The following is a 14,686-nucleotide window of genomic DNA, read 5'->3' as shown; positions in this document are numbered from 1 at the left end:
AGCGGGTGAACGTTGCGGGCTGACCGGCGGCAGGGCAAGGTGACTGCGTGGACCTGACCGACTCGCAGACGGCGGTGACAGTGGTGGCCGGGTTGGCCATCCTGGCCGGTTTGGCTGGCGTGGTGGTGCCTGGCCTGCCGGCGTTGCCGCTGTGCTGGGGTGGCGTGCTGCTCTGGGCGATCTTCGGTGGCGCGGGCATGACTGGCTGGGCGGTGTTCGCCGCTGCAACGGTGGCCGCCGCGGGTGGCGTCGTGATCAAGTACGCGTGGCCCGGCCGGAACCTGAAGAACTCGGGTGTGCCGACGTCCACGCTGGTCGCCGGCGGGGTGCTCGGCATCATCGGGTTCTTCGTGGTGCCGGTCGTCGGGTTGGTGCTCGGCTTCGTCGCCGGGGTGTGGGCGGCGGAACGCCTCCGACTGGGCAGCAACCGCCTCGCCTGGCCGTCCACAGTGCAGGCGCTCAAGGCCGCCGGCCTTTCGATGCTCGTGGAGTTCCTGGCCGGCGTGATCATCGCCGCCCTCTGGGTAGCCGGCCTCCTCCTGACCTAGAACCCCACCCTCACCGTGTTGATCAAGAGGTTTGCGTCAGGCAGAGCCCGAAATCTGACGCAAACCTCTTGATCACGCCGGAGAGAGGGGGCGGGAGAGGGGCGCGGGGCACTTTTCGGGTACGGCGGGAGGCCGTACGTGAGAGAGAGGTGTGCCCCGCGCCTCCGGGGTCCGGGCGGTCCGAGTGCCCGGGGTCGGCCCTGATCGGGCCTGGTCACGGGGTCAAGGATGCGCGTCGGGATGGCTGGACGGCAACGCAATTAGCCCGATGGCGGTGACATTCCCACCGACCATGTATTGACCGTCTTGATCGGCCGGGATCACACTTTGCCCACTCGCACGCGGAACCACCTCAGGGAGGTGTGCAGTGGCAACGACCCCCGTGCCAACCGCCGAGCAACCGATGGACGACGATGCCCGACGGCTCGCCGAACTCGGCTACAAACAGGAGCTGCGCCGCAAGTGGAGCGGCTTCTCCAACTTCGCCATCTCGTTCTCGATCATCTCCATCCTGGCCGGCTGCTTCACCACCTTCGGCCAGGCGTGGAACAACGGCGGGCCGGTCGCCATCTCCTGGGGCTGGCCGCTGATCTCGCTGTTCATCCTCATCATCGGCTTCTGCATGGCGGAGCTGGTGTCGGCGTACCCGACAGCGGGCGGGATCTACTGGTGGGCTGCCACCATGGGCCGCCCGGTGCACGGCTGGTTCACCGGCTGGTTGAACCTGATCGGCCTGGTGGCGGTCACCGCCTCGGTGGACTACGGCTGCGCGACGTTCCTCAACCTCACCCTGTCGGCGCTCTTCGACGGGTGGGCCGGGACGCTGCGCCAGGCGTTCGTCCTCTTCGTGATCATCCTGGTGCTGCACGGCCTGATCAACATCTTCGGGCACCGGATCATCGACGTACTCCAGAACGTCTCGGTCTGGTGGCACGTGGCCGGCGCGGCCGTCGTGGTGGCCATCCTGGTCTTCGTCCCGGACGACCACCAGAGCTTCCAGTTCGTGTTCACCGAGCGCTTCAACAACTCCGGCTTCGGTGACGGGGACGTCGGCGGGTTGACGTTCTGGTTCTACGTGCTGCCGCTGGGCTTCCTGCTGACCCAGTACACGATCACCGGTTTCGACGCCTGCGCGCACGTCTCCGAGGAGACCCGTGGCGCTTCGCAGGCCGCCGCGCGCGGGCTCTGGCAGTCGATCTTCTATTCGGCGGTCGGCGGCTGGATCCTGCTGCTGGCGTTCCTCTTCGCAGCCACCGACGTGGAGGCGGTCAACGCCGCGGGCGGCTTCTCCGGCGCGATCTTCGAATCCGCTCTGACTCCGGTCTTCTTCAAGATCGTCATCATCATCTCGACCATCGGCCAGTTCTTCTGCGGCATGAGTTGCGTGACCTCGATGAGCCGGATGGCCTACGCGTTCAGCCGGGACCGTGCGGTGCCCGGTTGGCGGCTCTGGTCGACTGTCGACCGCAACGGCACCCCGGTCAACGCGATCATCGGCGCCACACTGGCCGGCCTGGTGCTGACCCTGCCGGCGCTGTACGAGAGCTCGGCCGGCATTCCGGTCGCGTTCTACGCGGTGGTGTCCGTCGCGGTGCTTGGGCTCTACCTGTCCTTCCTCATCCCGATCGCCCTGCGGCTGCGGATGGGTGACCGGTTCGTCCCCGGCCCGTGGACGCTGGGGCGGAAGTACAAGCTGCTCGGCTGGATCGCGGTCATCGAGATCGCGGTCATCGCTGTCTACTTCGTGCTGCCGATCGTGCCCGCCGGGGTGCCCGGCAACGACGGGTTCACCTGGTCGGCGGTGAACTACGCGCCGCTCGCCGTCGGCGGGGTACTGCTGGTGGTCGCCGTCTGGTGGTACGCCTCGGCCCGCAAATGGTTCACCGGTCCGGTGCGTACCGTCGAGGACCCGGCGGACGAACGACGGTCGGCGGCGGTCGACGGGCCAGGCTGATCCGGCTACCCGGATCAGGGCTGCGCGGGGACGGCGGCGTGGGATCCGGCACGACCGGCGGGCGGCGGCTGCCGCTCGCCGGTCGTGAAGCGCAGGATGCGGTCGTCCGTGGGTACCGGCGTGCCATTGCCGTCACGATTGCTGGTGGCCACCCAGAGGGAGCCGTCCGGGGCCAACTCCACGGTACGAAGCCGGCCGTAGGCACCCACCAGTTCGGCGACCGGAGTGCCAACCGTGCCAGTGGCGCTGACCGGAATGGTCCACAGCCGGGCCCCGCGCAGCGCGGCGACGAACAACGTGCCGTTGGCGAAGGTGGCGCCACTCGGCGACGCCTGTGCCGGGGGCCAGACCACCACCGGCGCGCGGAACCGGGGGTCGGTGCTCGGGCCCTCCACGATCGGCCAGCCGTAGTTGCCGCCCCGGACGATGACGTTGACCTCGTCCCAGGTGTTCTGACCGAACTCGGTGGCGAACAGGCGCCCGCGTGGGTCCCAGGCCAGCCCCTGTACGTTGCGGTGCCCGTAGCTGTAGACCGGCGAGCCAGGGAACGGGTTGTCCGCCGGGATGGCACCGTTCGGCCGGATCCGCAGGATCTTGCCATTGCGGCTGGACAGTCGCTGCGCGTTGGCGGGGACACCGGCGTCACCGATGCCGGCGTAGAGCAGCCCGTCCGGGCCGAAGGCGATCCGACCACCGTCGTGGAACGATGCCCGAGCGATGCCACTGATGATCACCTGCTGGGTCTGCGGCGCATTGAGGCGGAACCGCGTGATCCGGATGTCGGAGGCGGTGGTGAAGCAGACGTAGACCCACCGGTCCAGCCGGTAGCGCGGGGAGACGGCCAGGCCGAGCAGCCCGGCCTCGCCGCTGGCGACCACCCCGGGGATCTGGGCGACCTGTACGGGCGGCTGCCCCGGTCGGATCCGCAACACGGTGCCCAGGTCGCGCTGTGCCACCAGAGCGCTGCCGTCGGGGAGGAAGTCGAGCCCCCAGGACACGTCGAGCCCCGTCGCGACGACCTCCGGGTCGGCGAAGTCGAAACCGCCGGCACCCAGTGTGACGACCGACCCGGGTGCCGGATGCGCCTCCGCCTCGGCGTGCACCGTCGTGCCCAGCGCGGTGACGAGGGCGGCGACGGCCGTGATTGCTCGCAGACGCATGACAGCTCCTCGCGTGGTTTGCCGCCGACCGGGCCGGGGGCATTGACGGTGATCCGGATTGCCAGTAGACCTTGGTGATGGAGGCCCGCTAATGAGCAGAACGCCGTTGACGCTGGAAGAGTTGCGGGTCGCCGTCGAGGCCGGCGAGATAGACACCGTGGTGTTGGCCCTGGTCGACATGCAGGGCCGCTTGCAGGGCAAACGGTTCCACGCGCCGTTCTTCCTCGACCAGGTGGTGGCCAACGGCAGCGAGGGCTGCAACTACCTGCTCGCCGTGGACGTCGACATGAACACCGTCGACGGGTACGCGATGTCGAGCTGGGAGCGCGGCTACGGCGACTTCGCGATGGTGCCGGACTTCGGCACGTTGCGCCGGGTCCCCTGGCAACCCGGCTCCGCGATGCTGCTGGCCGACCTGACCTGGCTCGACGGCTCGGGTGACGTGGTCGCCTCGCCTCGGCAGATCCTGCGCCGCCAGCTGGACCGGCTGGCCGAGCACGGGCTGACCGCGTACGCCGGCACCGAGCTGGAGTTCGTGCTGTTCCGCGACTCGTACGAGGACGCCTGGCGGCGGGGCTACCGGGACCTCACCCCGGCGAATCAATACAACGTGGACTACTCGTTGCTCGGCACCGCCCGGGTGGAGCCGCTGCTGCGCCGGATCCGCACCGAGATGGCCGCCGCTGGGCTGACGCCGGAGAGCGCCAAGGGCGAGTGCAACCTCGGCCAGCACGAGATCGCGTTCCGCTACGACGAGGCGGTGGCATGCGCCGACCACCACGTGATCTACAAGAACGGTGCCAAGGAGATCGCCGCCCAGGAGGGCATGGCGATCACCTTCATGGCCAAGCCGAACGAGCGGGAGGGCAACTCCTGCCACATCCACTTCTCGCTGCGCGACTCCTCCGGCTCGTCGGCGATGCTCGGTGACGGGCCAGCGCATCTGAGCGAGACCGGGCAGCGGGTGCTCGCCGGGCTGTTGGCCACCATGCGGGAGTTCAGCCTGCTCTTCGCCCCGAACATCAACTCATACAAGCGTTACCAGCCGGGGTCGTTCGCCCCGACGGCGCTGCGGTGGGGGGTGGACAACCGCACGTGCGCGCTGCGGGTGGTCGGCCACGGTCAGGGGATGCGGGTGGAGAACCGGGTGCCCGGCGCCGACGTCAACCCGTACCTGGCGATCGCCGGGCTGGTCGCCGGTGCGCTGCACGGCATGGACCAGGAGCTGGAGCTGGGCGACGAGTGCACCGGCAACGCGTACGACGACCCGGAGGCCGAGCGGGTCCCCGGCACGCTGCGCGACGCCCTGGCCCTCTGGGAGGGTTCGACGGTGGCCCGGGAGGCGTTCGGGGCGGAGGTGGTGGCCCACTACGCCAACCAGGCGCGGGTCGAGCTGGCTGCCTTCGACGCCGCGGTGACGGACTGGGAGCTGACCCGTGGCTTCGAACGCCTGTGAGACCCCTGTTGACGTCGATCATGGAGTTGTGGTGGACGGTATGAGGTGGATCGCGGCTTTGATGGGGCACCACAACTCCATGATCGACGAGGCGGGGGCGGGGTGGGGCTTGTGACGCTCGTGGTTGACCCCTCTAGCGGGGTGGGGTTTCGGGAGGTTCCTGGGGCTTCCCTGGACGAGGTCGACGCGGCCATCGAACGGGCGGCTCGGGCATTCGAGGGGTGGCGGAAGGTCGGGCCGGGGGATCGGGCCCGGTTGCTGCGGCGGTTCGCCTCCGTCGTCGACGCGCATCTGGACGAGTTGGCCGCGCTGGAGGTCCGCAACTCCGGGCACACCGTCGGCAACGCCCGGTGGGAAGCCGGCAACGTGCGGGACGTCCTGGACTACTATGCCGGGGCGCCGGAGCGGTTGACTGGGCGGCAGATCCCGGTGCCGGGTGGGCTGGACGTCACCTTCCACGAGCCGCTGGGCGTGGTCGGCGTGATCGTGCCGTGGAACTTCCCGATGCCGATCGCCGCCTGGGGATTCGTGCCGGCCCTCGCCGCCGGCAACACAGTGGTGCTCAAACCCGCCGAGCTGACCCCGCTCACCGCGCTGCGGCTGGCCGAGCTGGCCCGCGAGGCCGGCCTGCCCGACGACGTGTTCACCGTCGTACCGGGCGAGGGGGCTGTGGTGGGGGAGCGGTTCGTCAGCCACCCGGCGGTCCGCAAGATCTGCTTCACCGGCTCGACCGAGGTCGGCACCCGGATCATGGCCGGCTGCGCCGCCCAGGTGAAGCGGCTCACCCTGGAGTTGGGGGGCAAGAGCGCGAACATCGTGTTCGCCGACGCGGACCTGGAACGCGCCGCCGCGACCGCGCCGGGCGCGGTCTTCGACAACGCCGGCCAGGACTGCTGCGCACGGTCGCGGATCCTCGTCCAACGGCCGGTGTACGACCGGTTCCTGGCGCTCCTCGAACCAGCGGTACGCGCGGTGCGGGTCGAGGACCCGTCCCGGGACACCGCCGAGATGGGCCCGCTCATCTCCGCCACCCAACGGGACCGGGTCGCCGGCTACCTGACCGACGCGACGGTCGCGTTCACCGGGTCCTGCCCCGACGGCCCCGGGTTCTGGCACGCGCCCACTGTGCTGTTGGCCGACTCACCTGCCGACCGGCACTGGCGGGAGGAGATCTTCGGGCCGGTGGTCTCGGTGCTGCCGTTCGACGACGAGGCCGACGCGGTCCGGCTCGCCAACGACACCGAGTACGGCCTGTCCGGCTCCATCTGGACCCGGGACGTGGGTCGGGCGCTGCGCCTGGCCCGCGCCGTCGAGGCGGGCAACCTCAGTGTCAACTCGCACTCCTCGGTGCGCTACTGGACCCCGTTTGGTGGGATGAAGCGTTCCGGGCTCGGCCGTGAGCTGGGCCCGGACGCGCTGCACTCCTTCACCGACGTCAAGAACGTGTTCATCGCGACAGAGGAGTGATGCGGGTGCAGGGTCGGTTGCAGGACCGGGTGGCAGTGGTCACCGGCGCGGGCAGCGGCATCGGGTTGGCCACCGTCCGGCGGTTCGCCGCCGAGGGGGCCAGGGTGGTGTGCGTGGACATCGACACGACGGCCGGCACGAAGGCGGCCGAGGAGTGCGGCGGCGAGTTCGTCCACACCGACGTGGCCGACGAGTCGGCGGTACGTGACCTGTTCGACGGGGTGGCCGACCGGCACGGCCGGGTGGACGTCGCGTTCAACAACGCCGGCATCTCCCCACCCGACGACGACTCCATCCTGGACACCGGCCTCGACGCGTGGGAGCGGGTGCTCCGGGTCAACACGACGAGCGTCTACCTGTGCTGCAAGTACGCGATCCCGCACATGCGTCGCCAGGGCAAGGGGTCGATCATCAACACCGCCTCCTTCGTGGCGCTGATGGGCGCGGCGACGTCGCAGATCGCGTACACCGCGAGCAAGGGCGGGGTGCTGGCGATGACCCGGGAGCTGGGTGTGCAGTTCGCCCGCGAGGGCATCCGGGTCAACGCGCTCTGTCCGGGCCCGGTGGCCACCCCGCTGCTGTTGGAGTTGTTCGCCGCCGATCCGGAGCGGGCCGCCCGCCGCCTCGTGCACGTGCCGATGGGCCGGTTCGGACAACCGGAGGAGATCGCCGCCGCGGTGGCGTTCCTGGCCAGCGACGACGCCTCGTTCATGACCGCCGCGCAGTTCGTGGTCGACGGCGGCATCACCGGCGCGTACGTCACGCCTCTGTGAGCGCGAGGAGTGAGCCGGTCTTGCGAGCCCCGCAGTCGCGAACGGTGCCAGCGCTGTGAGGAGGCCGCTGATCGGGATCAGCGCGTACGTCGAGCCGGCCGGTTGGGCGGTGTGGAGGGACGTACCGGCCGTTCTGCTGCCGGAGGCGTACGCGCGGGCGGTGACGGCCGCCGGCGGTCGGGCCGTGGTCCTGCCGCCGGACGACGTGGACGGTGACGTGGTGGCGGTCCTGGACGGGCTGCTGTTGGCAGGTGGCGCCGACGTCGGTCCGGGGCGGTACGGGCAGCGGCCCGACCCGCGTACCGAGGACCGGCCGGACCGGGACGCCGGCGAGTTGACAGTGTTGGCCGCCGCGCTCGCCGCCGAAATGCCGGTGCTGGGCGTATGCCGGGGCATGCAGTTGCTCGCCGTCGCCTACGGCGGAACCCTGCACCAGCACCTGCCCGACGTGGTCGGTCATGATGCGCACCGCCCGGCGCCCGGTGTCTACGGCAGCCACCCGGTGCGGTTCGCGCCGGGAAGTCTGGCGGCGACGGTGCTGGCCGGGGTGGACCGGGTCAACTCCTACCACCACCAGGCGGTCGCCGACCCGGGCCGGCTGTGGGTCACCGGTTGGGCGGAGGACGGTGTGGTGGAAGCGGTGGAGGATCCGGCCCTGCCGTTCGTGCTCGGTGTGCAGTGGCATCCGGAGAACGAGCCGGACCCGCTGCCGATCACCGCGCTGGTGCGGGCCGCCGGGCGGCTGGTCGACAGCGGGTGTGACGCTCGTCGCCCCCGTGCGGTGGCGTCACCGGTGGGAGGATCGACGGATGGGCAAGGTCTATCCGGAGATCGACAGTCGACTGGGTGACTTCATCACGGCTCAGCCGCTCTTCTTCGTGGCCACCGCGCCGTCCGGCGCAGAGGGGCACGTCAACGTCTCGCCGAAGGGCATGCGGGGCACCTTCGTGATCCTCGGGCCGCACCGGGTGGCCTACCTCGACTATCACGGCAGCGGGGTGGAGACCATCGCCCACCTGCGGGACAACGGCCGGATCACGCTGATGTTCTGTGCCTTCGACGGGCCGCCGAAGATCGTCCGGCTGCACGGCCGGGGCATCAGCGTCGCCGTGACCGAGGAGACCTTCGCCGACCGGCTCGCCGAGTTTCCGGCGCCTCCGGACGTGCACGCCGTCCGGGCGGTGATCACCGTCGAGGTGGAGCGGGTCAGCGACTCCTGCGGCTACGCGGTGCCCCTGATGGACTTCCGCACCGAGCGTGATCTGTTGCTCACGTCACACTCCCGTCGTACGGCCGAGGATCTGGTGGCCTACCGGGCCACCAAGAACGCGGCAAGCATCGACGGGCTGCCGGTCTTCTGACTGGTCGGAGCGCTTCGACCACCGCCGTTCGACGCCGCGGCGCACCCGCGCTGTCCGGTGTCCGACGGCTCGCACGAACGTCAACAGCGTCCATCTGTCGTGATGCGTTACGTTGCTGGTCCGCTGGGGTACAAGTCCGAGCACGGCGGGAGAAGATCAACGGTCGCGGGGTCGGCCGGAGCGGGAGGCTGCATGAGCTCGGCCCAGGGGGGCGCGGACGAACGGCATCCTGCCGCGTCCGGCAGCGAGGCCTCCCCGATGCTGTCGGCGGCGTTCGCGGCCGGTGGTGAGTTGGGCGAGCGGCTGGCGACCTTCGACTGGTCCTCCGGCCCGTTGGGCACACCTGGTCAGTGGCCTGTCGCGCTGTCCAACGCGGTCGGCATGATGCTCGCCTCCAGCGCGCCGATCGCCATGTTCTGGGGTGACGACCATCTCGCCTTCTACAACGACGCCTACCGGCCGACCATCGGTGCCAAGCACCCCTACGCCATCGGCCAACCGGCCCGCGCGTCCTGGGCGGAGACCTGGCCGGTGCTCGGCCCGCTGCTCGACGGCGTCCGGACCACAGGTCGCTCCTACCGTGGCGAGGATCACCCCTTCCTGCTGGACCGGCACGGCTTCGTCGAGCAGACCTACTTCAACGTCTCGTACGACCCGATCCGCAGCGCCGACGGTTCGGTCGGTGGCGTCTACTGCATCGTCAGCGAGACCACCGGACGGGTGCTCGGCGAGCGCCGGCTGCGGGCACTGGCCGAACTGGGCGCCGAGCTGAACGACATCGGCAGCGCCGCCGAGCTCGGCCGAACCGCGGCCGAGGTGCTCGGCCGGCACCGGGCGGACGTGCCGCTCGCCCTGATCTACCTGGCCGACGCCAGCGGTCAACTCGCCCTGGCCGGCTCGACCGGCAGCGTCCCGCCGGCCGTCGACGCCGTCGCGCAGGTGCTGGCCCGGGTGACCGCCGACGGCACGCCCGCCACGGTCGAGGTGGCCGACCTGGTCGAGTCGCCGCCGGTCGACGCCGCCGACCAGGCCCTCGTACTGCCGCTCACGGCGACCAACCAGACGGTGGGCGCGCTGATCGTCGGCGTGGGCCGTCAGCTACCGCTCGGCGACGACTACCGGAACTTCCTCGACCTGGTCGCCGCGCAGATCTCCCGTGCGGTCGGCACGCAGCGTGCGTACGAGCAGGAACGGGCCCGGGCCGCCGAGTTGGCGGCACTGGACCGGGCGAAGACCAACTTCTTTGCCAACGTCAGCCACGAGTTCCGCACCCCGCTGACCCTGGTGCTCGGCCCACTGGAGGACATGCTGGCCGACCCGGCGCTACCCGCCTCCGGGACCGAGCGGCTCACCACGATGCACCGCAACGCGTTGCGCCTGCTCAAGCTAGTCAACACAGTGCTGGACTTCTCCCGACTGGAGTCCGGTCGGCTCGCCGCCCGCTACCAGCCCACCGACCTCGCCGGCTACACGGCCCGGCTGGCCAGCACCTTCCGGTCGGCCACCGATCGGGCCGGATTGCGGCTGGTGGTGGACTGCCCGCCGCTGCCGGCGCCGGTCTTCGTCGACCGCGACATGTGGGAGAAGATCGTCCTCAACCTGGTGTCCAACGCTGTCAAGTTCACCTTCGACGGCGAGATCCGGGTGCAGGTCCGGGCGTTGGACGGCGCGGCCCGGCTGGAGGTGACCGACACCGGCATCGGCATTGTGCCGAACGAGATTCCGCACGTCTTCGAGCGGTTCCACCGGGTGCCCGGGGCGCGCGCACGCACCCACGAGGGCACCGGGATCGGCCTGGCGCTGGTCCGGGAGCTGGTCGAAATGCACGGCGGCGAAGTGGGGTTGACCAGCCAGGTCGACGAGGGCAGCACCTTCACGGTGACCATCCCGACCGGTGCGGAACACCTGCCGGCGGACCGGGTCGTCACGTTCGGCCACCAGCCGACGGGTGAGCCCGAGCAGGCCCGCCTTTTCGTGGCAGAGACCGCGTTGTGGAGCGGCACCGGCCCGGCACCCGAGTACGACAGCCGGCCGACCGACGGCACCCCGGCCGGCCGGATCCTGGTCGTCGACGACAACGCGGACCTGCGCGAGCACGTCACGCGGCTGCTCTCCCCGACCTGGGAGGTGGTCACCGCGAACGACGGGCTGGCCGCGCTGCCGCTGGCCCGCGACGGCGGGTTCGACCTGGTCCTCAGCGACGTGATGATGCCCCGACTCGACGGGTTCGGGCTGGTGAGCGCGCTGCGCGCGGACCCGCGTACCCGGCATGTGCCGATCGTGCTGCTCTCCGCCCGGGCCGGTGCCGCGGAGGCCGTCGCCGGTCTCTCCGCCGGCGCGGACGACTACCTCACCAAGCCCTTCGCCAGCCAGGAGTTGATCGCCCGGGTCCGGGCCAACGTCGAGCTGGGCCAGCTCCGCGGGCAGATCATCCGCCGGCTCCGGGCGCTGGCCGACGCGGCGGTGGCGGTCAACACCGCCCGGTCCACCGGCGACGTGCTCCAGGTCGCCGCCCGACACGCGCTCAGCCTCGCCGAGGCCGCCCGAGTGGTGATCACCGCGGCCGGGGTCCGCTCCGAGGCGGACGGCGGTGGCGCCGCCGCCGCGGACCCGTCCTTCGTGACCGAGTTGACGGGCACCGCCGGTGACACTCTCGGCGAGCTGCGGGTCTGGCGACCCGCCGGCGATGACGCGCAGGCCGACGACGCCGCGCTGACCCAGCTGGCCCGGCTGGTCGGGGTGCGGTTGGAGAACGCCCAGCTCTACGAGGCCGAACACCGCATCGCCACCACCCTGCAACACAGCCTGCTGCCGCGAACGCTGCCGCAGCTGCCTGGGGCGGTGCTGGCCAGCCGTTACCTGCCCGGCACCGCCGACGTCGAGGTCGGCGGTGACTGGTACGACGCCATCGCCCTCGACAACGGCGACCTGGTGCTGGTCATCGGCGACGTGGTCGGCAAGGGCGTCCAGGCCGCCGCCGCGATGGGGCAACTGCGCAACGCCCTGCGGGCGTACCTGCTGGAGGGCTACGGCCCGGGCGAGTCGCTGACCCGGCTCAACCGGCTGGTCGGGTCCACCGAGCGCCGCTCCTTCGCGACGGTGGTCTGTCTGGTGTTCGATCCGCGTACCAGCCGCCTGCGGTACGCCAGTGCCGGTCACCCGTCCCCACTGCTGATCAGAGGAGCCGACGTGGCGTTCCTGCACGTCCGCGCGCTCGGCCCGCCGGTAGGTGCCATCCCCGACGCGACGTACGAGGCGGTCGAGGGTGAGTTGGCGTCGGGCAGTCGGTTGCTGCTCTACACCGACGGGCTGATCGAGGACCGGCAACTCGACATCGACGGCGCGCTGGCCCAACTGTGCCTGGACGCGGCTACCCCCAGCGAGCACGTGGCCGACCTGATCGACGCGGTGGTCGAGCGGGTCGACGGGCGGCCCCGCCGTGACGACGTGGCGGTGCTCGCCCTCGAAGCGGTGGAGCTGAACCGCTTCGCCTTGCGGCTACCGGCGGACCCGACCCGGCTGAGCGTGCTGCGTAAGCGTCTGGAGGACTTCCTGGTCGCGCACGAGGTCGGTGAGACCGACGTGTTCGACCTGACCGTCGCGGTCTCCGAGGCCGCCGCGAACGCCATCGAACACCCGGTCCACCCCGCCGAGGCCACGATCAGCGTGGAGGTGGCCATCGAGAACAGGACGGTGACGGCCACCGTGCGGGACAGCGGGCAGTGGCGTGAGTCGACTGGCTCCGGGTTCCGGGGGCGTGGTCTGGCCCTGATCAGGGCGTTGGGTGACCTGTCGGTGCGGCGTACCGACGAGGGCACCGAGGTGACGCTGCGCCGGCAGTTGCGGGACTGACCGCGCGCCCGGCGCGGTCGTTCAGGTTGGGCTGAGCCAGGTCTGCTCGCCCAGGCCGGAGATGTCCAGCACCCGACGGACCTGCCGGGACGGCAGGACGGTGAGCGTGCCCGGAAACTGCTGGGCGAGCCGGACCAGGGCGTGGATGGCGGCCGAGTCGAAGAAGGTGACAGTGCGCAGGTCGAGGGTGATCCGCTCGGCGGGCTCGCGCAGCGCGGTCTGGAGCATCGTGTCCGCGGTCGCCATGTCGACCTCACCGGCCACCACGACGCGAAGGTGGTCACCGTCGATCTCCGCGCTGGCGGAGAAGACAGGTGGTGCTCCCCCTTGATCCACGCAGACACCATGGCACAGCGACACTTGCAGGGCAACAACCTCCTCCCAGCAGCCGTGGCGCGGGTCACCAGCGCTCCCGGCGATAGGCTTGTGGCATGACCGTCCGCCCTCCGCTGACACCCGGCACGCTCTCCCCGCTGCGACCGGTGCCGTCCCAGATCGCCCGACCGGAGTACGTGGGCAAGAAGCGTCCGCAGGAGTGGCGTGGCTCGCACGTGCAGACGCCGGAGACCATCGAGAAGATGCGGGTCGCCAGCCGACTCGCCGCCCAGGCGACCCAACTCGCCGGCGAGCACTGCAAGCCCGGCGTGACCACCGACGAGATCGACAAGGTGGTGCACGAGTTCCTCTGCGACCACGGCGCCTACCCGTCGACGCTGGGCTACAAGGGCTTCCCGAAGTCCTGCTGCACCAGCATCAACGAGGTCATCTGCCACGGCATCCCGGACTCCACCGTCATTCAGGACGGCGACATCATCAACGTCGACGTCACCGCGTACATCGGTGGGGTGCACGGTGACACCGACGCCACCTTCTGCGTCGGTGAGGTCAGCGAGGAAGCCCGACTGCTGGTCGAGCGCACCCACGAGGCGATGATGCGCGGCATCCGCGCTGTCGCCCCGGGCCGGCAGATCAATGTGGTGGGCCGGGTCATCGAGTCGTACGCCAAGCGGTTCGGCTACGGGGTGGTCCGCGACTTCACCGGCCACGGCATCGGCGAGGCCTTCCACAGCGGGCTCTACGTGCCGCACTACGACAGCCCGCGTCCCACCGACATCATGGAACCAGGGATGACGTTCACCATCGAGCCGATGATCACTCTCGGCACCTACCAGTACGACATGTGGGACGACGGGTGGACCGTCGTCACCAAGGACCGGAAGTGGACGGCCCAGTTCGAGCACACCATCGTGGTGACCGACGACAGCCACGAGATTCTCACCCTGCCGTGAGCGCGAGGAACGCAGCGAAGCGGAGTCCCGCAGTCGCGAACGAAAGCAGATCCGTGAGCGCGAGGAACGCAGCGAAGCGGAGTCCCGCAGTCGCGAACGAAGGGCAGGCACCGTGACCGACGCCCCAGCAGCCCTGCGCGAGGCGCACCACGCCGACGTCTCCGGCGGCTGGCTGCGCCCGGCCGTCTTCGGCGCGATGGACGGCCTGGTCACCAACATCGCCCTGATCGCCGGCGTCGGCGGCGGCGGGGTGTCGTCGCACAGCATCGTGCTCACCGGCACCGCCGGCCTGGTCGCCGGGGCGATCTCCATGGGCCTCGGTGAGTACACGAGCGTCCGCTCCGCCAACGAGCAGGTCGCCGCCGAGGTGGCCAAGGAGCGCCGGGAGCTGGAACGCCACCCCGAGGCGGAGGCCCGCGAACTTGCCGACGCCTGGGTGGCCCGCGGCCTACCCCGGGACCTCGCCACCCAGGTCGCCGAAGCGGTACGCCGCGACCCGGAGGAAGCCCTGCGGGTGCACGTCCGCGAGGAGTTGGGCGTCGACCCCGACGACCAGCCCAGCCCGTGGGCGGCGGCGACCTCGTCGTTCCTGTTCTTCTCGCTGGGCGCCCTGATCCCGCTGTTGCCCTACCTGTTCGGCGCCACCGAGCTGTGGCTGGCACTCGCTGTCGGCGGGCTCGGACTGTTCGCCGCCGGGGCAATCGTCGCCCGCTTCACCAAGCGGCCCTGGTGGACCGGCGGCCTCCGCCAACTGCTGCTGGGTGCCGCCGCGGCCGGTGCCACCTATCTCATCGGCACGCTGATCGGGGTGCAGGGCGGGCTGTGA

12 protein-coding genes are annotated in these 14,686 nt (G+C 70.6%); 10 read left to right on the top strand and 2 right to left on the bottom strand.

What is annotated here, in order from left to right; translation table 11 throughout:
• Positions 1-47 precede the first annotated feature (47 nt).
• Positions 48-548 (top strand): DUF456 domain-containing protein, encoded by a 501-nt coding sequence (locus tag FHU34_RS27020; protein WP_145785028.1) that lies wholly within the window; start codon positions 48-50, stop codon positions 546-548.
• Positions 549-915: 367 nt separating this feature from the next.
• Entirely contained in the window at positions 916-2,502 is a 1,587-nt protein-coding gene (locus FHU34_RS27015) for an amino acid permease (protein WP_145785027.1), read from the top strand.
• 14 nt (positions 2,503-2,516) lie between these two features.
• Here the strand turns inward: FHU34_RS27015 and FHU34_RS27010 are convergent, their stop codons facing one another.
• On the bottom strand, positions 2,517-3,662 hold the full coding sequence (locus tag FHU34_RS27010; protein ID WP_145785026.1) for a PQQ-dependent sugar dehydrogenase: 1,146 nt from the start codon (positions 3,660-3,662) through the stop codon (positions 2,517-2,519).
• Between the two features lie 91 nt (positions 3,663-3,753).
• On the opposite strand from FHU34_RS27010, the gene FHU34_RS27005 reads away from it, so the two are divergent.
• The 6 genes from FHU34_RS27005 (at position 3,754) to FHU34_RS26980 (ending at position 12,571) form a co-directional block, all read left to right on the top strand.
• Positions 3,754-5,118 (top strand): glutamine synthetase family protein, encoded by a 1,365-nt coding sequence (locus tag FHU34_RS27005; protein WP_145785025.1) that lies wholly within the window; start codon positions 3,754-3,756, stop codon positions 5,116-5,118.
• A gap of 111 nt (positions 5,119-5,229) precedes the next feature.
• A complete protein-coding gene (locus tag FHU34_RS27000) occupies positions 5,230-6,585 on the top strand; it encodes an aldehyde dehydrogenase family protein (protein ID WP_145785024.1) in 1,356 nt (451 codons plus the stop codon).
• On the top strand, positions 6,585-7,358 hold the full coding sequence (locus tag FHU34_RS26995) for a 3-oxoacyl-ACP reductase (protein WP_145785023.1): 774 nt from the start codon (positions 6,585-6,587) through the stop codon (positions 7,356-7,358). The genes FHU34_RS27000 and FHU34_RS26995 overlap by 1 nt, the downstream gene beginning before the upstream one ends.
• A 55-nt stretch (positions 7,359-7,413) precedes the next feature.
• Entirely contained in the window at positions 7,414-8,208 is a 795-nt protein-coding gene (locus FHU34_RS26990; protein WP_145785022.1) for a gamma-glutamyl-gamma-aminobutyrate hydrolase family protein, read from the top strand.
• The gene (locus tag FHU34_RS26985; protein WP_145785021.1) at positions 8,168-8,719 is read left to right on the top strand and encodes a pyridoxamine 5'-phosphate oxidase family protein; all 552 of its coding nucleotides are present in this window, start codon (positions 8,168-8,170) and stop codon (positions 8,717-8,719) included. Before FHU34_RS26990 ends, FHU34_RS26985 begins: the two co-directional genes overlap by 41 nt.
• Positions 8,720-8,911: 192 nt before the next feature.
• Positions 8,912-12,571, top strand: a complete 3,660-nt coding sequence (locus tag FHU34_RS26980) for a SpoIIE family protein phosphatase (protein WP_145785020.1) — start codon at positions 8,912-8,914, stop codon at positions 12,569-12,571.
• A gap of 21 nt (positions 12,572-12,592) precedes the next feature.
• Here the strand turns inward: FHU34_RS26980 and FHU34_RS26975 are convergent, their stop codons facing one another.
• Positions 12,593-12,907, bottom strand: coding sequence for an STAS domain-containing protein (locus tag FHU34_RS26975; protein ID WP_208745084.1), 315 nt, complete (start codon positions 12,905-12,907; stop codon positions 12,593-12,595).
• Between the two features lie 95 nt (positions 12,908-13,002).
• Between FHU34_RS26975 and map the strand changes: the two genes are divergently transcribed.
• Entirely contained in the window at positions 13,003-13,860 is an 858-nt protein-coding gene (map, locus tag FHU34_RS26970) for a type I methionyl aminopeptidase (protein ID WP_145785019.1), read from the top strand.
• A 112-nt stretch (positions 13,861-13,972) separates the two neighbouring features.
• Positions 13,973-14,686: a VIT1/CCC1 transporter family protein gene (locus tag FHU34_RS26965; RefSeq protein ID WP_145785018.1), complete on the top strand. Its 714-nt coding sequence runs from the start codon at positions 13,973-13,975 to the stop codon at positions 14,684-14,686.

Source organism: Micromonospora taraxaci (genome assembly GCF_007830095.1).
GTDB lineage: Bacteria > Actinomycetota > Actinomycetes > Mycobacteriales > Micromonosporaceae > Micromonospora > Micromonospora taraxaci.
The sequence above is the reverse complement of the archived record's forward strand: the minus strand, read 5'-3'. Positions and strand labels throughout refer to the sequence as shown.